At 71.8% G+C, this 18707-nt stretch carries 15 protein-coding genes and 1 pseudogene; 3 read left to right on the top strand and 13 right to left on the bottom strand.

The features are described from left to right. Positions 1 to 120: 120 nt before the first annotated feature. The 6 genes and pseudogenes from IG54_RS0107455 to IG54_RS0107435 all read right to left on the bottom strand — a co-directional run bounded on the left by IG54_RS0107455 (position 121) and on the right by IG54_RS0107435 (position 4970). Complete coding sequence (locus IG54_RS0107455; protein ID WP_051819336.1) at positions 121 to 1146, bottom strand: PAC2 family protein; 1026 nt, start codon at positions 1144 to 1146, stop codon at positions 121 to 123. 173 nt (positions 1147 to 1319) lie between these two features. Then, positions 1320 to 1391, bottom strand: a pseudogene (locus tag IG54_RS41225) (GntR family transcriptional regulator); the annotation flags it as partial. Between the two features lie 34 nt (positions 1392 to 1425). Next, positions 1426 to 2181 (bottom strand): ferredoxin reductase, encoded by a 756-nt coding sequence (locus IG54_RS0107450; protein ID WP_030778794.1) that lies wholly within the window; start codon positions 2179 to 2181, stop codon positions 1426 to 1428. Further along, entirely contained in the window at positions 2174 to 2818 is a 645-nt protein-coding gene (locus IG54_RS0107445; RefSeq protein WP_030778792.1) for a sulfite oxidase-like oxidoreductase, read from the bottom strand. Before IG54_RS0107445 ends, IG54_RS0107450 begins: the two co-directional genes overlap by 8 nt. Then, positions 2815 to 4170 (bottom strand): amidohydrolase, encoded by a 1356-nt coding sequence (locus tag IG54_RS0107440; protein ID WP_051819335.1) that lies wholly within the window; start codon positions 4168 to 4170, stop codon positions 2815 to 2817. Before IG54_RS0107440 ends, IG54_RS0107445 begins: the two co-directional genes overlap by 4 nt. Before the next feature lie 29 nt (positions 4171 to 4199). Next, positions 4200 to 4970 (bottom strand): nucleoside phosphorylase, encoded by a 771-nt coding sequence (locus IG54_RS0107435; protein WP_030778788.1) that lies wholly within the window; start codon positions 4968 to 4970, stop codon positions 4200 to 4202. Positions 4971 to 5129: 159 nt separating this feature from the next. Here IG54_RS0107435 and mtnA point away from each other — a divergent pair, with 159 nt between their 5' ends. After that, entirely contained in the window at positions 5130 to 6194 is a 1065-nt protein-coding gene (mtnA, locus tag IG54_RS0107430; protein WP_030778786.1) for an S-methyl-5-thioribose-1-phosphate isomerase, read from the top strand. 461 nt (positions 6195 to 6655) lie between these two features. Here the strand turns inward: mtnA and mtnB are convergent, their stop codons facing one another. The 7 genes from mtnB to IG54_RS0107395 all read right to left on the bottom strand — a co-directional run bounded on the left by mtnB (position 6656) and on the right by IG54_RS0107395 (position 13804). Beyond that, positions 6656 to 7273: a methylthioribulose 1-phosphate dehydratase gene (gene mtnB, locus IG54_RS0107425; protein ID WP_030778784.1), complete on the bottom strand. Its 618-nt coding sequence runs from the start codon at positions 7271 to 7273 to the stop codon at positions 6656 to 6658. Then, positions 7270 to 7992: an acireductone synthase gene (gene mtnC / locus IG54_RS0107420; RefSeq protein WP_030778782.1), complete on the bottom strand. Its 723-nt coding sequence runs from the start codon at positions 7990 to 7992 to the stop codon at positions 7270 to 7272. Before mtnC ends, mtnB begins: the two co-directional genes overlap by 4 nt. Next, positions 7989 to 8609 (bottom strand): 1,2-dihydroxy-3-keto-5-methylthiopentene dioxygenase, encoded by a 621-nt coding sequence (locus IG54_RS0107415; RefSeq protein ID WP_030778780.1) that lies wholly within the window; start codon positions 8607 to 8609, stop codon positions 7989 to 7991. The genes mtnC and IG54_RS0107415 overlap by 4 nt, the downstream gene beginning before the upstream one ends. A 143-nt stretch (positions 8610 to 8752) precedes the next feature. After that, positions 8753 to 10363, bottom strand: a complete 1611-nt coding sequence (locus IG54_RS0107410; protein ID WP_030778778.1) for a glycerol-3-phosphate dehydrogenase/oxidase — start codon at positions 10361 to 10363, stop codon at positions 8753 to 8755. Positions 10364 to 10367: 4 nt separating this feature from the next. After that, positions 10368 to 11912 (bottom strand): glycerol kinase GlpK, encoded by a 1545-nt coding sequence (gene glpK / locus IG54_RS0107405; RefSeq protein ID WP_030778776.1) that lies wholly within the window; start codon positions 11910 to 11912, stop codon positions 10368 to 10370. Positions 11913 to 11981: 69 nt separating this feature from the next. Continuing rightward, positions 11982 to 12773 (bottom strand): MIP/aquaporin family protein, encoded by a 792-nt coding sequence (locus tag IG54_RS0107400; RefSeq protein WP_030778774.1) that lies wholly within the window; start codon positions 12771 to 12773, stop codon positions 11982 to 11984. A 266-nt stretch (positions 12774 to 13039) separates the two neighbouring features. Then, the gene (locus IG54_RS0107395; RefSeq protein WP_030778767.1) at positions 13040 to 13804 is read right to left on the bottom strand and encodes an IclR family transcriptional regulator; all 765 of its coding nucleotides are present in this window, start codon (positions 13802 to 13804) and stop codon (positions 13040 to 13042) included. 232 nt (positions 13805 to 14036) lie between these two features. Here IG54_RS0107395 and metH point away from each other — a divergent pair, with 232 nt between their 5' ends. Both metH and IG54_RS0107385 read left to right on the top strand, forming a co-directional pair. Continuing rightward, positions 14037 to 17594, top strand: coding sequence for a methionine synthase (gene metH / locus IG54_RS0107390; RefSeq protein WP_030778765.1), 3558 nt, complete (start codon positions 14037 to 14039; stop codon positions 17592 to 17594). 100 nt (positions 17595 to 17694) lie between these two features. Continuing rightward, complete coding sequence (locus IG54_RS0107385) at positions 17695 to 18390, top strand: HAD family hydrolase (RefSeq protein WP_030778764.1); 696 nt, start codon at positions 17695 to 17697, stop codon at positions 18388 to 18390. Positions 18391 to 18707: the final 317 nt, after the last annotated feature.

Genomic DNA, 18707 nt, shown 5'->3' with positions numbered 1-18707 from the left:
CTGTTTTGAGCAACGGTGTTTGAGAAGAAGTTGAAAAGGGAAACCCGTGCAATTCGGCCACAGGCACGGCAGCAGGGCGGCCCCCGTTACGGGAACCGCCCTACTGGTGAGAAAGAAACCTCAGTCGTCCGAGGAATCGGCCGCGCCGGACCCCTCGCCGTCGCTCTCGCCCTCGGCGCTCGGTCCTTCGGTGCTCGATCCCTCGGCGCTCGGTCCTTCGGCGTCCTGGCCGGGCCGCGGGCTGGGCTTGGGCTTGGGCGGACGCGTCCGGTCGGCCGGGGCGTCCCGCAGGAACGTCCCTCCGTCCCCGTCACGCCGCCGCAGATAGCGCTCGAACTCCCGGGCGATGGCCTCGCCCGAGGCCTCCGGCAGTTCGGCGGTGTCCCGCGCCTCCTCCAGGGACTGGACGTACTCGGCGACCTCGCTGTCCTCGGCGGCCAGCTGGTCGACGCCCAACTGCCAGGCGCGCGCGTCCTCGGCCAGCTCGCCCAGCGGGATGCGCAGGTCGATCAGGTCCTCCAGGCGGTTGAGGAGCGCGAGCGTGGCCTTCGGGTTCGGCGGCTGCGAGACATAGTGCGGGACGGCGGCCCAGAGGCTGACGGCCGGAACTCCCGCGTGCGTGCACGCCTCCTGGAGGATGCCGACGATGCCCGTCGGGCCCTCGTACTTGGTCTCCTCCAGGTCCATCGTGCGCGCCAGGTCCGGGTCGGACGTCACGCCGCTGACCGGGACGGGACGGGTGTGCGGGGTGTCGCCCAGCAGCGCACCCATGATCACCACCAGTTCGACGCCCAGCTCATGGGCGAAGCCGAGGATCTCGTTGCAGAACGACCGCCAGCGCATGGACGGCTCGATTCCGCGGACCAGGACGAGGTCGCGCGGCTTGTCACCGCCGACGCGGACCACCGAGAGCCGGGTCGTCGGCCAGGTGATCTTGCGGACCCCGTCGTCGAGCCAGACGGTGGGGCGGTTGACCTGGAAGTCGTAGTAGTCCTCGGCGTCCAGCGCCGCGAACACCTCGCCCTTCCACTCCTTGTCGAGGTGCGCGACCGCGGCGGAGGCGGCGTCGCCGGCGTCGTTCCAGCCCTCGAACGCGGCCACCATGACCGGGTCGACCAGCTCGGGAACCCCCTCGAGCTCGATCACCCAGGCCTCCTTCCGACGTTCCCTTGCGTACGCCCCAACCTTACGGCGTCGGCGGGGGCCCTCCGCAGCCCCCTTGCGTGGGGGAGTGCATGATCACTGCCCAGGGGAGGCGCCGGGAAACGGCGGGTTCGGGCTGGGATGCGGGCCTTGTCACGCAGTGGAGTGCGCCGGTGTCACAGCGTGGAGCGCGGCCACTGCTCCACGCTCGCGATGTGCACGGCCGCCCAGGATCTCGCCGCCTCCGAGGACGGAGTTCCCGCGGCCTGGCGCGGCGCCGCTTCAGCCGAAGCGTTCGATCCTGATCCGGTCCACCGGCTGGCCGCCCTCCACCAGAAGCCGCGAGGCGTGCTCCGCGAAACCGTTGGAGCCGCAGATGTACGCCTCCCAGCCACCCTCGGGCCGCCCCCCGTCACCCAGGAAGGGCGCCAAGTGCCGCGCGCTCAGACGGCCTTCGGTGCGGGTCAGGACGACGGTGGTCTCATCGGCGTACTCGTCGGCGTAGATCAGGTCCTCGGGCGTGCGCGCCGAGACGACCAGGCGCAGGGGCAGGCCGAGACCCGTGCGGCGGTGGTGGCGGACCATCGACATCAGCGGCACCACGCCCGACCCGGCGCCGAGCAGCAGTGCGGGGCGGTCGCCCGGCCAGGCGAAGAAGCCGGACAGCGGCCCACGCACCTCGACGGTGTCGCCGACGCGGGCGACGGTGTGCAGATGCCCCGACACCTCCCCGCCGGGCACATGGTCGAGGGTCAGCTCGATCTCGCCGCTCCCGTCGGGCGCGGAGGCGATGGAGTAGTGCCGCTGGGCGACATAGCCGTCCGCCGCCGTGAGCCGCAGCATGAGGTGCTGGCCGGGCAAGTGCCCCTGCCAGTCGGGGACCTTGAGCCGGAACGTCGAGACGGCCGGGGTCTCCCGGCGGATGTCCGTGATCAGCGCGCGCTGCCACAGGGCCGCGGCGCCGCCGCTCACGGCGATCCGGCCGGGCACGGCGAACCGCGTCGGCGGCACGAAGATGTCCTGCGGGTTCTCAGTCACCTGCGTAACGCTCCTCGGCCCACGGGTCGCCCCGGTGGTGGTAGCCGTTCTGCTCCCAGAAGCCCGGCTCGTCGCGGTCCAGCAGGCGCAGCCCCGCGATCCACTTGGCGCTCTTCCAGAAGTAGAGGTGGGGCACGATCAGCCGGGCGGGCCCGCCGTGCTCGGCGGGCAGCGGCCCGTCCTCGTACTCCCAGACGATCCACGCCTTGCCGCCGGTCACATCAGCGAGCGGCAGGCTGGTGGTGTAGCCGGTGTGGGAGTACGCGACGACATGCGAGGCCCCCGGGAGGGGGCGGGCGGCGGCGAGGAACGTGTCCAGGCCCACCCCGCCGAAGCGCACCCCGAACTTGGACCAGCTGGTCACGCAGTGGATGTCGCCGCGGTACTCGGAAGGAGGCAGCGCGTGCGCCTCGTCCCAGGTCCAGGTGCGCGGCGCCGCCACGAGCCCGTCGATACGGAAGGTCCACTCGGCGGCGGTCAGCCGCGGGGTCACCTCGGCGGACAGGACGGGCCAGCCGTCGCGCGCGTCGTACTGGCCGGGCGGCAGGCGCGGGTCGCGGTCGGCGGCGCGGGCGCGGCCGGTGAAGCCGCGGGTGGGCTCGTAGGAGGCGGTGGGGGCGGGTACGTCGGACGTCATGCGGTACTCGTCACTTCGGGGTCGGTTGCCGCGTCCCGCAGGGCGCGCAGGACAGCCGGTTCGTCCAGCGTACGCAGGGTGCGCCCGCGCATCAGAATCCGCCCCTCGACGACGGTGTCCCGCACATCACCGGACGCGGCCGCGTACGCGAGAGTCGACCACGGGTCGTGCCGGGGCGCGAGGTGCGGCCGGTCCAGGTCCAGCACGATCAGGTCGGCGCGCTTGCCCGCCTCCAGTGAGCCCAGCTGGTCGCCGAGGCCGAGTGCCCGCGCCGACTCGATCGTCGCCATGCGCACGGCCTGCTCGGCGCCGACCGCCGTGGGGTCGCCGCCCGCCTTGTGCACGAGCGCGGCGACCTTCACCGCGCCCAGCACGTCCAGGGTGTTGGAGCTGACGGCGCCGTCCGTGCCGAGGCCCACCGTGACGCCCGCGCCGAGCAGCTCGGGCACGCGCGCGATGCCGCAGCCCAGCTTCAGGTTCGACACCGGGCAGTGCGCGACGGCCGTGCCCGTGCGGGCCAGCGTCGCGATCTCCGCGTCGGTGAGGTCGACGGCGTGCGCGAGCAGCGTGCCGGGGCCGAGGACGCCGAGCGAGTCGAGCAGCTCCACGGGGCGCCTGCCGTACCGCTCGGCGACCATCGCCACCTCGCCCGCGTTCTCGGCGGCGTGCAGGTGCAGCAGGGCGTCGTGCTCCCGGGCGAGCGCGGTGATCTCCGTCAGCTGTGCGGGGTCCAGCGTGTAGGCGGAGTGCGCGAAGACGACGCGGCGGGTGCCGGGGGCGGGGGTGCGGGCTGCCAGGTCGGCGGCCGCCCAGCCCATCCGCCGCGCGTAGGGGCGCCCGTCCGGCGGGCCCGGTACGTCGATGAACGTCGGCCCGGTGAGCAGCCGCCACCCGGCCTCGCGGGCCACGGCCTCGGCGGCCTCGTGGAACCAGTACATGTCCAGCGCGGTGGTGACCCCGCCGCGCACCGACTCGGCGATCGCGGCGCCGAGGGCCGCCCGCACCGTGGCCGGTGAGAGAATCTCGGCCTCGCGCGGGATCACCCGCTCCAAAAAGCCCTGCAACGTGACGTCGTCGGCGATGCCGCGCAGCACGTTCATCGCGAGGTGCGTGTGCGTGTTGATGAGACCCGGCAGGACGAGGCAGCCCCGGGCGTCGATCTCCTCGGCGGCCTCGTACGCCGTGCGCAGCCGCCGCGCGGGGCCCACCTCGACGACGCGTCCGGCGCGCACGGCCACCGCGCCGTCCGGTACGAGCGTGCCCTCCGCGTCGACGGTCAGTACGTCACCCCCGTGCACCAGCAGGTCTATCGGGCCGCCGCGGGCCTGGGCCGGCAGGTCGGTGGGGCGCATCGGTTCCGTACTCCTGCTCGCTACGTCGTTCAGTGCTCGGCCGCGGCCAGCAGACGCAGCGCGTCCAAGGCTATCCGGGCGCCCCGGTCGACCCCTCGGGCGACCACGTCACGGTGCGGGTCGTAGCCGCCCGTCGAGAAGGGGGCGCCCTCGTCGACCAGGTCGTCGGCGTTCGCCCCATCCACCACCAGCGCGCCGCCCGCGGTCAGGCCGTGCGTCGAGGCGAAGACGTACAGCGCGGACAGCTCCATCTCGATGGCGGCGACACCCGCCGCCGCGTACGCCTCGCCGGGCAGCGGCAGGAAGCCCGGCTGGAACGCCGCCCGTGTCCACACCACGCCCCGGTGGTAGGGAGCACCGGCCTCCCGGGCCGCGCGCTGGAGGGCGACGACCGCCTCGGGGGCGGAGAACGCCGGGTACTCGGCGGGGATCAGCTGCTGGGTCACGCCGTCGTCGCGTACCGCCGCGTCCGCGATGACCAGATCGCCGTCGCGGATGCCGGGGCGGATCGCGCCCGCCGTGCCGAGCCGCAGGAACGTGCGGACACCGGCCTCGGCCAGCTCCTGGAAGAGCAGGATCGCGCCGGGGGCGCCGACGCCGTGCGAGGCGACGACGACCTCGGTGCCCTGCCAGGTGCCGGTGAAGGCGCGGTACTCGCGGTGGTACGAGACCTCCTTCGCGTCGTCCAGCAGGTCGGCGACGGCGGCCGCGCGGCCCGGGTCGCCGACCACGACGGCTCGGGCGGGCAGGCCGGTGCGCGGAACACGGGTGACGGGCAGGGCATCGGTGAGGGGCGTCATGAGGGGGCTCCTGCTCCTAGCGGTGGTGGTTGCACGGCGAGGATCATCGCGTACGCCGCCGAGGCGGGGGGTCGGGTACGGTGGCGGCGCCCCCCTCCTGGGCCGGAATCGCCCTCGTTCCCTCGGAGTTGAGCCCATGAACAGCTCGGATTCGCCCCGGTGAGCCGCCGGCAGCTGCGCGCCGTGACGTGGACGGCGGCCGCGACGGGCGGCACACCGTACCCCTCCCTGTCCCTCATCGACCAGACGGCCCTCCCGCACATCCTGGAACGGCTCGACGTCACCACCGTCGACCAGCTGATCGACGCCATCGTGCGGCTGGTCGTCCGCGGCGCCCCCGCGATCGGTGCGGCGGGCGGGTACGGGGTGGCGCTCGCCATGGCGCAGGCCGAGCGCGAGGGCTGGGACCGTGCCCGGCTGGACGCGGAGATCGCCCGCGTCCGCGCGGCGAGGCCCACCGCGGTGAACCTGATGGTGTGCGTGGACCGGGTGGCGGCCCGCGTCGACGAGGGCATCACCGCGGTGCTCGCGGAGGCGGACGCGGTCGTCCGCGAGGACCTGGAGGCCAACCACGCGATGGGCGCCCACGGCGCGGACTGGCTCCTCAAGCGCGTCGGCCCCGGCACGGACCGCCCCCTGCGCGTCCTCACCCACTGCAACACCGGCGCCCTCGCCACGGCGGGCTGGGGCACGGCGCTCGGCGTCATCCGCGAACTGCACGCCAGGGGGCGGATCGAGGCGGTGTACGCGGACGAGACCCGCCCGCTGCTCCAGGGGGCGCGTCTGACGGCCTGGGAACTCGTCCAGGAGGGCATCCCGCACTACGTCCAGGCCGACGGGGCCGCGGCCGGCACGATCCTGCGGGGCGAGGTCGACGCGGCGATCGTCGGGGCGGACCGCATAGCCGCCAACGGCGACACGGCCAACAAGGTCGGCACGGTCGCCATCGCCCTGGCGTGCGCCCACGCCGGCATCCCGTTCATGGTGGCGGCGCCCACCACGACGGTGGACCTCGCCACGCCGACGGGCGACGCCATCCACATCGAACTGCGCGGCGAGGACGAGGTGTTGGAGTGGGCGGGCGTCCGCACGGCCCCGACGTCCTCACGCGGCCACAACCCCGCGTTCGACGTGACCCCGGGCTCCCTGGTGACGGCACTGGTAACGGAGCGGGGCGTACTGGAGGTGGGGGCGGGGGAACTGCCGGGCGACCACCTGAAGTAGCCCGAGGCCCCGCCGCCGTGAGCGCGGTGCGGCCCGACCCGGTCCGAGTCGAGGCGCGGGGCGAGCTGGTCCGAGGGAGCGCGGCGCGAATCGAGTCGGCCCGAGGTGGGGCGCGGGGCGAGTCGGTTGAGGTGGGCGCGGCGCGGCCCGAACTGGCGCGAGGTGAGGCGTGAGCGCGGTGCGGCCCGACCCGGTCCGAGTCGAGGCGCGGGGCGAGCTGGTCCGAGGGAGCGCGGCGCGAATCGAGTCGGCCCGAGGTGGGGCGCGGCGCGAGTCGGTTGAGGTGAGCGCGGCGCGGCCCGAACTGGCGCGAGGTGAGGCGAGGCGTGGCGCGGCGCGGACCGAGCTGGCCCTAGGTGAGCCCGGCGCGGCCCGACCCACCCGAGGCGAGCGCGCCGCGGAGAGTCGGCCCGAGGCGAGCCCGGCGCAGACCGCGGGAGTCGGCGTGGGCCGGCGGAGTCTCAGCCCTCCGCCGCCGCCAACTCCAGCAGCCACTCCACGACCTCGGTCCGGTGCCTCGCCTCGCGCGGGTCCGCGCCCCATACGTAGATCCCGTGTCCGGCCACCACGACCGCCGGCATCCCCGGGGTGAGCGCCGCTTCGAGGCGGTCACCCAGCTCCGTCATGTCCTGGCTGTTGGCGATCACCGGCAGGGTCACCGCGACCTCGTGCGTCGGATGTCCGAGGCCCTTCAGCATCTCCAGGCCCTCGAAGCGGATCCCCTCGGGCGAGCGGCGGCCCATCACCACCGAGGCCACGGTGTGGACGTGCACGACGGCCCCCGCACCGGTGAGCCGCGCCACGCGCGCGTGCAGGGCCGCCTCGGCCGACGGGCGGCCCGGACCGACCGCCGCGCCCTCGCCGTCCGTCAACACCACGTCGGGCGGGGTCAGTTCGCCCTTGTCCCGCCCGCTGGCGGTGACCGCGAGCCGCAGCGGGTCCCGCGACAGCACCAGGGACAGATTCCCGGACGTGCCCCGCATCCAGCCGAGCGCCGCGAACCGCGCGGCCTCTGCGGCCAGCACGGCCCCCGCCTCCGCCAGGTCCAGCGCGTCGGTGGCAGGGGTGGTCCCGGTCATGAACTACTCCTCGCGGCAAGGGTGATCTCGGAGAACGCCGAGGCCAGGGGATGGTCACCGAACTCGGCGTCCGCGTAGGGCTCACCGGCCCGCCGCACCCCGACGGCCCGCCACCCCGCGGCCCGCGCCGCGTCCAGCTCGCCGGGCCGGTCGGAGAGGAAGAGCAGCCGCCCCGGCCCGGTGCCGGTGCTCGCCGCGATGGCCCGGTAGGAGTCCGGCTCCAGCTTGGGCCCCGCGTTCTCGGTGTCGTACAACCCGCTGACGAGGCCCAGCAGATCGCCCTCGGCGGAGTGCGCGAACCACGCCCGCTGTGCCGCGACCGAGCCCGACGAGTAGACGTACAGCCGCACCCCGTCCGAGTGCCAGCGCCGCAGGACCGGGATGACGTCGGGGTAGAAGTGCGAGACCAGCTCCCCGCGCGCGAAGCCCTCCGCCCAGAGGATGCCCTGGAGCGTCTTCAGGGGTGTGGCCTTGCGGTCCTCGTCGATCCACTCGCCGAGCACCTGCTCCACCCGGGCCGCGTCGGCGCCGGGCTCACCGATCTCCGCCCGCACCTGGGCGACGGCCCGCGCCACCTGGGGCTCCCCGCCCCGCGAGGCGAGCAGCGCGCCGAACCGGTCGCGCGCGTACGGGTACAGCACGTCCACCACGAACCCGGTGGCGCTCGTGGTGCCCTCGATGTCGAGCACCACGGCGTCCACGTCGAACCGGACACTCACGCGGCGGTCCCCGCGTGCCCCGCACGCCCCGCGTATCCCGCGTGGATCGCGTCGAAGTCCGGGAAGCGGTCCGCGATCGGGCTGCCCGTGAAGTTCCCTATCCAGCCGTCCTCCTCGTGGAAGAAGCGGATCGCCGTGAAGGCGGGGGAGGTGCCCATGTCGAACCAGTGCGTGGTGCCGCGCGGCACGCCCAGCAGATCGCCCTTCTCGCAGTAGACCGCGTGTACCTCACCAGCCGCGTGGAGGTAGAAGATCCCGGCGCCCGCGACGAAGAAGCGCACCTCGTCATCGTCGTCGTGCGTGTGCTCGGCCAGGAACTTCCGCCGGGCCGCCGCCGCCTTCACCGGCCACTCGGGGTCGGCCCCGTCGGCGGGGGGATGCAGCGCCACGACGTCGACGGTCCTGAAGCCCTCCTCGGCGTTGAGCTTGTCGATCTCCGTGCGGTACGCGGCGAGGACCGTGTCGCCGCCCGCGCCGGCCGGCACGTCCTCGCGCACCGGCCACTGCTCGTACCGCACACCGATCGGGGCGAGCGCGGCGGCGATCTCAGCGGGGTCCGAGGTGCGGCGCACCACGGTCTCCGGCCCGGCCTCCGGCCAGGTCGTCAGGAGAGTCATTGATCACTCCAGGGCGGGGTCAGCGGGTGTTCCTGGGATCGTAGCCCGCTGCCGCGACCCGTCACAGGTGGTCCAGGACCCGGATACGCGTAAGGGGCAGCCTCCAGAGAGGCTGCCCCTTACACGTCACCGCTGAGTGGCCGTCAGGCCTTCTTCTTCAGCAGGTCCTCGACCCTGCCGCGGACGTCGTCCGTGGCGAGGCCGCGGATCGTCAGCGTCGTACGGCGGCGCAGCACGTCGTCCGCCGTCTCGGCCCATTCGTTGTCCCGGGCGTAGACGACCTGCGCCCAGATCTCCGGGGCGTCGGGGTGGACGCGCTCGGCCAGCTCGGGGTTCTCGTTCGCCAGGCGGGCGATGTCGAAGGAGAGCGAGCCGTAGTGCGTCGCCAGGTGCTTGGCGGTGTCGGCGGCCATGCGCGGGCCGGGCGCGGGGCCGTCCACCAGGAGGCGGTGGGCGACGGCGCGCGGGTTGGCGATGCCGGGCAGCGGCAGCTTCTTCGGCAGCTCGGAGATCGGCTCGTAGTCGTCGCCGAGCGGGTGGCCCGGCAGCGACTCCAGCTTCTTCATGATCGTACGGCCGATGTGGCGGAACGTCGTCCACTTGCCGCCCGCGACCGACAGCATGCCGCCGCGGCCCTCGGTGACGACCGTCTCGCGCTTGGCCTTGGAGGTGTCGCCGGGACCGCCGGGCAGCACCCGCAGACCCGCGAAGGAGTACGTGATCAGGTCGCGCGACAGCTGCTGGTCGCGGATGGAGAACGCGGCCTCGTCCAGGATCTGCGCGGTGTCCGCCTCGGTCACCTTGACGTCCGCCGGGTCGCCCTCGAACTCCTCGTCCGTCGTACCGAGCAGGAGCATGTCCTCCCACGGCAGCGCGAACGTGATGCGGTACTTGTCGATCGGCGTGGCCAGCGCGGCCTTCCACGGGGCGGTGCGCTTGAGGACCAGGTGCGCGCCCTTGGAGAGGCGGATGGAGGGCGCCGCGTCCGGGTTCTCCATCTTGCGCAGGTGGTCGACCCACGGCCCGGTGGCGTTGAGGACGAGGCGCGCGTTGACGCCGAACTCGTCGCCGCTCATGCGGTCCTTCAGCTCCGCGCCCGTGACCCGGCCCTTGGTGAAGCGCAGTCCGGTGACCTCGGCGTGGTTGAGGACGGCGGCACCGGCCTCGACGGCCGCGCGGACCGTCATCAGGGCCATACGGGAGTCGTTCATCTGGTCGTCGCCGTAGACCGCGACGGCCTTCAGGTTGTCGGTGCGCAGCTCCGGCACGTCCTGCGCGGCCTTGGAGGGCGACAGCAGGTGGCCGACGCCGTCACCGAACGCGGACAGCGCGCTGTACGCGAAGACGCCCGCGCCCAGCTTGGCGGCGCCGTGCGGGCCGCCCTTGTAGACCGGCAGGTAGAAGGTGAGCGGGTTCGCCAGGTGGGGGGCCACCTGACGGGACACCGCGCGACGCTCGAAGTGGTTCTCCGCCACCAGCTTCACCGCGCCGGTCTGGAGGTAGCGCAGACCGCCGTGGAGCAGCTTGGAGGAGGCGGAGGAGGTGGCGCCGGCGAAGTCGCCGGCGTCCACCAGGGCCACCCGCAGTCCCGACTGCGCGGCATGCCAGGCGGTGGAGATGCCCAGGATCCCGCCGCCGATCACCAGGAGGTCGTACGTCGCCTTGGAAAGCTGCTCCCGGGTCTCGGCGCGGCTCGGGTTGAGGCCGGCAGCCGGATGCGTCCCGAGGGCAGGGACGCTCTGCTGGGTGGTCATTGTCTTACTCCTCGCCACTCTCATCGAGCCAGCCCATGGACCGTTCCACGGCCTTCAGCCAGCTCTTGTACTCACGGTCGCGGGTGCCCGCGTCCATGTTCGGGGTCCATTCGGCGGCCCGCCGCCAGTTGGCGCGCAGCTCGTCGGTCGAGGACCAGAAGCCGACGGCGAGACCGGCGGCGTAGGCGGCGCCGAGGCAGGTCGTCTCGGCCACCATCGGGCGCACCACGGGTGCGTCGAGGAAGTCCGAGAGGGTCTGCATCAGCAGGTTGTTGGAGGTCATGCCGCCGTCGACCTTGAGGGCCGCGAGTTCGACGCCGGAGTCCTTCGTCATGGCGTCGGTGATCTCACGGGTCTGCCAGGCCGTGGCCTCCAGGACGGCGCGCGCGATGTGCGCCTTGGTGACGTACCGGGTCAGACCGGCGATCACACCGCGGGCGTCGGAGCGCCAGTACGGGGCGAACAGACCGGAGAAGGCCGGCACGAAGTAGGCGCCGCCGTTGTCCTCGACCGACGACGCGAGCGTCTCGATCTCGGCGGCGGAGTTGATCAGGCCCATCTGGTCGCGCATCCACTGCACCAGCGAACCGGTGACCGCGATGGACCCCTCCAGGGCGTAGACCGGCTTCTGGTCGCCGATCTGGTAGCCGACCGTGGTCAGCAGGCCCGAGTAGGAGTTGATGGCCTTGTCACCGGTGTTCATGAGCATGAACGTGCCGGTGCCGTACGTGGACTTGGCCTCGCCCTCGGCGAAACAGGTCTGGCCGAACAGGGCCGCCTGCTGGTCGCCGAGCGCGGAGGCGACGGGGATGCCGCCGAGCAGGTCGCCGAGCTGACCGCCGGTGACCTCGCCGTAGACCTCGGCGGAGGAGCGGATCTCGGGGAGCATCTGCGCGGGGACGCCGATGGACTCGCAGATCCGCGTGTCCCACTCCATCTTGTGGAGGTTCATCAGCATGGTGCGGGAGGCGTTGGTGACGTCGGTGACGTGCTTGCCGCCGTCGACTCCGCCGGTCAGGTTCCAGATGACCCAGGAGTCCATGGTGCCGAAGAGGATGTCGCCCGCCTCGGCGCGCTCCCGCAGGCCCTCGACGTTGTCGAGCAGCCAGCGGGCCTTCGGGCCCGCGAAGTAGGAGGCCAGCGGCAGGCCGGTCTCGCGGCGGAAGCGGTCCTGGCCGACGTTGCGCCCCAGCTCCTTGCAGAGCGCGTCGGTGCGGGTGTCCTGCCAGACGATGGCGTTGTGCACCGGCTCGCCGGTGTTCTTGTCCCACAGCAGCGTGGTCTCACGCTGGTTGGTGATGCCGATCGCCTTGATGTCGTCGCGGGTGATGCCGGCCTTGGACACGGCCCCGGCGACGACCTCCTGGACGTTGGTCCAGATCTCGGTGGCGTCGTGCTCGACCCATCCCGGCTTCGGGAAGATCTGCTCGTGCTCCTTCTGGTCGACGGAGACGATCCGGCCGTCCTTGTCGAAGACGATGCAGCGGCTGGACGTGGTGCCCTGGTCGATGGCCGCGATGAAGGGGCCTGCGGTGTGTGCGTCGGTCACGGTGTGCTCCAGAATTCTTCTCTGACGGCTCTCATGCGTCTTAGGCGGTCATCGGTCGCTGTCGCGGGTCTACTTGAACGCGACGTTGTAAAGACCGCCGGCGATGGCGCCGCCGATCAGCGGACCGACGATCGGCACCCAGGCGTACGACCAGTCCGAGCCGCCCTTGTTCGGCAGCGGGAGCAGCGTGTGGACGATGCGGGGGCCGAGGTCGCGGACGGGGTTGATGGCGTAGCCCGTGGGGCCGCCCAGCGAGAGGCCGATGCCGACCACGACGAGGGAGGTGATCAGGGCGCCGAGCACACCGAGGCCGTTGCCGCCGTCGTTCAGGCCCTGCGTGAGGATGGCCAGGACCAGGACGGCCGTGGCGATGATCTCGGTGGCTACGTTCTGCACGTAGTTGCGGATCTCGGGGCCGGTGGAGAAGACGCCGAGCACCGGGCCGGCCGCGGGGGCCGCCTTCTGGTCGACCATGCCCTCTTCGGCGGGCTGCGCCGCGAGGATCTCCGGGTCGGTCAGATGGGCCTTGAACTGACCCAGGTACGTGACCCACACCAGGACGGCACCGATCATGGCGCCGAGCAGCTGCGAGGCCAGGTAGAGCGGTACGTTGCTCCACTTGGTGCCGCCCTCGATGGCGAGGCCGAGCGTGACCGCCGGGTTCAGGTGGGCGCCGGAGAGGCTCCCCGCGATGTAGGCGGCCGTCAGAACGGCGAAGCCCCACCCGAAGGTGATCGCGAGCCAGCCGGCGTCCTTGGCCTTTGAGCGCTTGAGCGTGACGGCGGCGCACACGCCACCGCCGAGCAGGATGAGCACGGCGGTACCGATGGTCTCGCCGATGAAGATGTCGGAGCTGGACACCCGCGACTCCTTTGTCCTTCGTCCAGGGGAAGGCGAACCCCGGGTCCCTCCGGTGGTCCGCGACCTCAGGTGAGGTCGTTGCCGGCCCTTGGCCTTGTCACACTCTAACGCGTAATGCCGGTAGGTGTTCGACAATGCCGACCGATGGACGCGAGTCTCACCCCCGTGTTACTTGCCCGTCAAGGGTTCTGTTATTGAAAACACGATCGTTATTGATCGTTTCGCGCTATCGGTGATTCCGCAGCTCGAACGGGCCTCGGCGCAGCTCAGAAGCGCCCGGCGCCCAGGTCCCTGGAGACGGCGCGCGCGCAGTCCCGTACGGCGGCGATCAGCTCGGGACGCAGCTCCCCGTCCTTGCAGACGCGCTCCACGGCCCCGGTGACGCCGACCGCGCCGACCGGCATGCGGCGCCGGTCGTGGATGGGGGCGGCGACGGAGGCGATGCCCTCCCAGGTCTCCTCGACGTCCGCCGCGTACCCGCGCGCGCGAGTGAGGTCCAGGACGCCCTCGAAGCCCTCGGGGTCGGTCACGGTGCGCACGGTGAAGGCCTCGCGCTCGACCTCGACGGCCTCGTTGTGCGCGACCGGGTCGTAGGCGGACAGGACCTTGCCGAGCGCCGTGGAGTGCAGCGGCTGCATGGCCCCCACCTCCAGGACCTGGCGGCTGTCGTCGGGCCGGAAGACGTGGTGGACGATGAGGACGCCCTGCTGGTGCAGCACGCCGAGGTGGACGCTCTCGCCGCTGGAGCGGGCCAGGTCGTCGGTCCACACCAGGGCGCGGGCCCGCAGCTCGTGCACGTCCAGATAGCTGTTGCCGAGGCGCAGCAGCTCGGCGCCCAGCTGGTAGCGGCCCGACGCGGGATCCTGCTCGACGAAGCCCTCCGCCTGGAGGGTGCGCAGGATGCCGTGGGCCGTACCTTTGGCGAGGTCGAGCGCGGAGGCGATCTCCGAGAGACCGAGCCGTCGCTCGCCGCCCGCGAGCAGTCGCAGCATCGCCGCGGCCCTTTCGAGCGACTGGATGTTGCGTGCCATCGCAGCCCCGACCTCCGTCCCCTAGCACCACACTCGACGTTCGACAATGCTGAACACTATCGGTCGTTGTCGACCTCTCGCTAATGCCGTGACAACCGCGTTCCGCCCGTCCGGCCCCGTCCGCCCCGTGGACGACTTCCCAACGGGACCTTGGTCCCGGCTACCCTGACCGAGTGCGCCCTCCAACAGAAGGCGCAAAGCCGACAGCCGTCGCACTCCAGGGAGCTCATTCATGGCCTCGTCGCCGACCCCGTCCTCGCAGTCCACGCCCGTCTCGCCCGAGAGCAGGGCCCGAGCCGACGCCCTGCGCGAGGCCCTCGCCACCCGGGTGGTCGTGGCCGACGGCGCGATGGGCACGATGCTCCAGGCGCAGGACCCCACCCTCGAGGACTTCCAGAACCTCGAAGGATGCAACGAGGTCCTGAACGTCACCCGCCCCGACATCGTGCGCTCCGTGCACGAGGAGTACTTCGCCGTCGGCGTCGACTGCGTCGAGACCAACACCTTCGGCGCGAACTTCGCGGCCCTCAGCGAGTACGACATCCCCGAGCGGAACTTCGAGCTGTCCGAGGCCGGCGCCCGCATCGCCCGCGAGGTCGCCGACGAGTACACCGACAGGACCGGCCAGCAGCGCTGGGTCCTCGGCTCCATGGGCCCCGGCACCAAGCTCCCCACCCTCGGCCACGCCCCCTACACCACGCTGCGCGACGCCTACCAGATCAACGCCGAGGGCATGATCGCGGGCGGCGCCGACGCACTCCTGGTCGAGACCACCCAGGACCTCCTCCAGACCAAGGCCGCCATCCTCGGCGCCCGCCGCGCCCTGGACGCCACCGGCGCCAACCTCCCGGTGATCTGCTCGGTCACCGTCGAGACCACCGGCACCATGCTGCTCGGCTCCGAGATCGGCGCGGCCCTGACCGCCCTGGAGCCCCTCGGCATCGACATGATCGGCCTGAACTGCGCCACCGGCCCGGCCGAGATGAGCGAGCACCTGCGCTACCTCGCCCGCCACTCGCGCGTCCCGATCTCCTGCATGCCCAACGCGGGCCTGCCCGTCCTCGGCAAGGACGGCGCCCACTACCCCCTGACGGCCCCCGAGCTGGCCGACGCCCAGGAAAACTTCGTACGCGACTACGGCCTCTCCCTGGTCGGCGGCTGCTGCGGCACCACCCCCGAGCACCTGCGCCAGGTCGTCGAGCGCGTACGCGGCATGCAGACCCCCGCCCGCGACCCGCGCCCCGAGCCGGGCGCCGCCTCCCTCTACCAGACGGTGCCGTTCCGCCAGGACACCGCGTACATGGCGATCGGTGAGCGCACCAACGCCAACGGCTCGAAGAAGTTCCGCGAGGCCATGCTGGAGGGCCGCTGGGACGACTGCGTCGAGATGGCCCGCGACCAGATCCGCGAGGGCGCGCACATGCTCGACCTCTGCGTCGACTACGTGGGCCGCGACGGCGTCAAGGACATGGCGGAACTGGCCGGCCGCTTCGCCACCGCCTCCACCCTGCCCATCGTCCTCGACTCCACCGAACTCCCCGTCCTCCAGGCCGGCCTGGAGAAGCTCGGCGGGCGCGCGGTCATCAACTCCGTCAACTACGAGGACGGCGACGGCCCCGAGTCGCGCTTCGCGAAGGTCACCGCGCTCGCCAAGGAGCACGGCGCCGCCCTGATCGCGCTGACCATCGACGAGGAGGGCCAGGCCCGCACCGTCGAGCACAAGGTCGCCGTCGCCGAGCGCCTGATCGAGGACCTGACCGGCAACTGGGGCATCCACGAGTCGGACATCCTCATCGACACCCTGACCTTCACCATCTGCACCGGCCAGGAGGAGTCCCGCAAGGACGGCATCGCCACCATCGAGGCGATCCGCGAACTCAAGCGGCGCCGCCCCGACGTACAGACCACCCTCGGTCTGTCCAACATCTCCTTCGGCCTCAACCCGGCCGCCCGCGTGCTGCTCAACTCCGTCTTCCTCGACGAGTGCGTCAAGGCGGGCCTGGACTCCGCGATCGTGCACGCCTCCAAGATCCTGCCGATCGCCCGCTTCGACGACGAGCAGGTCACCACCGCGCTCGACCTCATCTACGACCGCCGACGCCCCCAGCAGGGGGACGAGCCCGCCTACGACCCCCTCCAAAAGCTCATGGAGCTGTTCGAGGGCGTCTCCACCAAGTCCATGAAGGCCGGCAAGGCCGAGGAACTCCTCGCCCTGCCCCTGGACGAGCGCCTCCAGCGCCGCATCATCGACGGCGAGAAGAACGGCCTGGAGGCCGACCTCGACGAGGCCCTTCAGGACACGCCCGCCCTCGACATCGTCAACAACACCCTCCTGGAGGGCATGAAGGTCGTCGGCGAACTCTTCGGCTCCGGCCAGATGCAGCTGCCGTTCGTCCTCCAGTCCGCCGAGGTCATGAAGACCGCGGTCGCCCACCTCGAACCGCACATGGAGAAGGTCGAGGGCGACGAGGGCAAGGGCACCATCGTGCTGGCCACCGTCCGCGGCGACGTCCACGACATCGGCAAGAACCTCGTCGACATCATCCTGTCCAACAACGGCTACAACGTCGTCAACCTCGGCATCAAGCAGCCCGTCTCCGCGATCCTGGACGCCGCCGAGGAGCACAAGGCCGACGTCATCGGCATGTCCGGCCTCCTGGTCAAGTCCACCGTGATCATGAAGGAGAACCTGGAGGAGCTGAACCAGCGCGGCATGTCCGCCGACTTCCCGGTGATCCTCGGCGGCGCCGCCCTCACCCGGGCGTACGTCGAGCAGGACCTCCACGAGATCTACGAGGGCGAGGTGCGCTACGCCCGCGACGCCTTCGAGGGCCTGCGCCTGATGGACGCCCTCATCGCCGTCAAGCGCGGCGTGCCCGGCGCGACCCTGCCCGAGCTGAAGCAGCGCCGCGTCCCCACCAAGGCCACCACGGCCCTCCTGGAGGCCGAGGAGACCGACGGGCCCGCCCGCTCGGACGTCGCCACCGACAACCCCGTGCCCACCCCGCCGTTCTGGGGCACCCGCGTCGTCAAGGGCATCCAGCTCAAGGAGTACGCCTCCTGGCTCGACGAGGGCGCGCTCTTCAAGGGCCAGTGGGGCCTGAAGCAGGCCCGCACCGGCGACGGACCCTCGTACGAGGAACTCGTCGAGAGCGAGGGGCGCCCCCGGCTGCGCGGCTGGCTGGACGAGCTGCACACCAAGAACCTGCTGGAGGCGGCCGTCGTGCACGGCTACTTCCCGTGCGTGTCCAAGGGCGACGACCTGATCATCCTCAACGACGACGGCTCCGAGCGCACCCGCTTCACCTTCCCGCGCCAGCGCCGCGGCCGCCGACTGTGCCTCGCGGACTTCTTCCGCCCCGAGGAGTCCGGCGAGACCGATGTCGTCGGCCTCCAGGTCGTCACCGTCGGCTCCAGGATCGGCGAGGCCACCGCCGAGCTGTTCGCCGCCGACTCCTACCGCGACTACCTCGAACTCCACGGCCTGTCCGTGCAGTTGGCCGAGGCCCTCGCCGAGTACTGGCACGCCCGCGTCCGCGCCGAACTCGGCTTCGGCGGTGAGGACCCCGCCGACGTCGAGGACATGTTCGCCCTGAAGTACCGCGGCGCCCGCTTCTCCCTCGGCTACGGCGCCTGCCCCGACCTGGAGGACCGCGCCAAGATCGCCGAGCTGCTCCAGCCGGAGCGGATCGGCGTCCACCTCTCCGAGGAGTTCCAGCTCCACCCGGAGCAGTCCACCGACGCGATCGTCATCCACCACCCCGAGGCGAAGTACTTCAACGCGCGCTGATCCACGCCCGTCGTACACTGGTCGGTCCAGCGCAGGCCGGTTGCCTCCTTGTCACAAGCGGGCAGCCGGCCTTCTCGTCCCTCATGGAAGGCGTGGTCGCATGACCAGTACGGTTCCCGCACTCGGCACCCGGACGGCCGAAGGCTCCGCTCTCCAGGCCGTCCTCCTCGACATGGACGGCACCCTCGTCGACACCGAGGGCTTCTGGTGGGACACCGAGGTCGAGGTCTTCGCCCGGCTCGGCCACACCCTCGACGAGGCCTGGCGCGATGTCGTCGTCGGCGGCCCCATGACGCGCAGCGCGGGCTTCCTCATCGACTCCACGGGCGCCGACATCACGGTCGGCGAGCTGACCGTACTGCTCAACGACGGCTTCGAGGACCGCATCGGCCGCACCCTGCCGCTGATGCCGGGCGCCGCGCGCCTGCTCGCCGAACTCGCCGCGCACGGCGTCCCGATGGCCCTGGTCTCCGCCTCGCACCGGCGCATCATCGACCGCATCCTCGCGTCGATCGGCGCCCACCACTTCGAACTGACCGTCGCGGGCGACGAGGTGGCCCGTACCAAGCCCCACCCCGACCCCTATCTCATCGCGGCCGCGGGACTCGGCGCCGACCCCGCCAGATGCGCCGTCATCGAGGACACCGCGACCGGGGTCGCCGCCGCGGAGGCCGCCGGCTGCCGGGTGGTGGCCGTGCCGTCGGTCGCGCCCATCCCGCCGGCAGCGGGCCGCACGGTCGTCCCCTCCCTCGAAGACGTCAACCTGCCTTTCCTGCAAGGCCTCATGACCCTCTGACAGTTCCGGGTCAGACTCGATCCAAGCTGTGACCTTTCCCACGCCAATGGGGGTTGGCAGCGACCTCGATATGTGCAGTGACCCCTTGAGGGGTCCCTGAGGGCTTGTCGTTTGGTCCCGATTGGGGGGTTCATGCACGAAACCTTCCAGAGTCGGGTTATCAATGCGTCCACGCCCGGTTTCCCTGCGTGATGGGGATCCTGCTCCCACCCCTCCGGAGCCCAACTGGTGCGGACTAATGTCGTCGCGAGAACATCTCCCCACCCCCCGCGCCCCACCCCCTGTCTCTTATACACATCTGACGCTGCCGACGAAGA

Source organism: Streptomyces sp. NRRL S-920 (assembly GCF_000717945.1).
Taxonomy (GTDB): Bacteria; Actinomycetota; Actinomycetes; order Streptomycetales; family Streptomycetaceae; genus Streptomyces; species Streptomyces alboniger.
The sequence above is the reverse complement of the archived record's forward strand: the minus strand, read 5'-3'. Positions and strand labels throughout refer to the sequence as shown.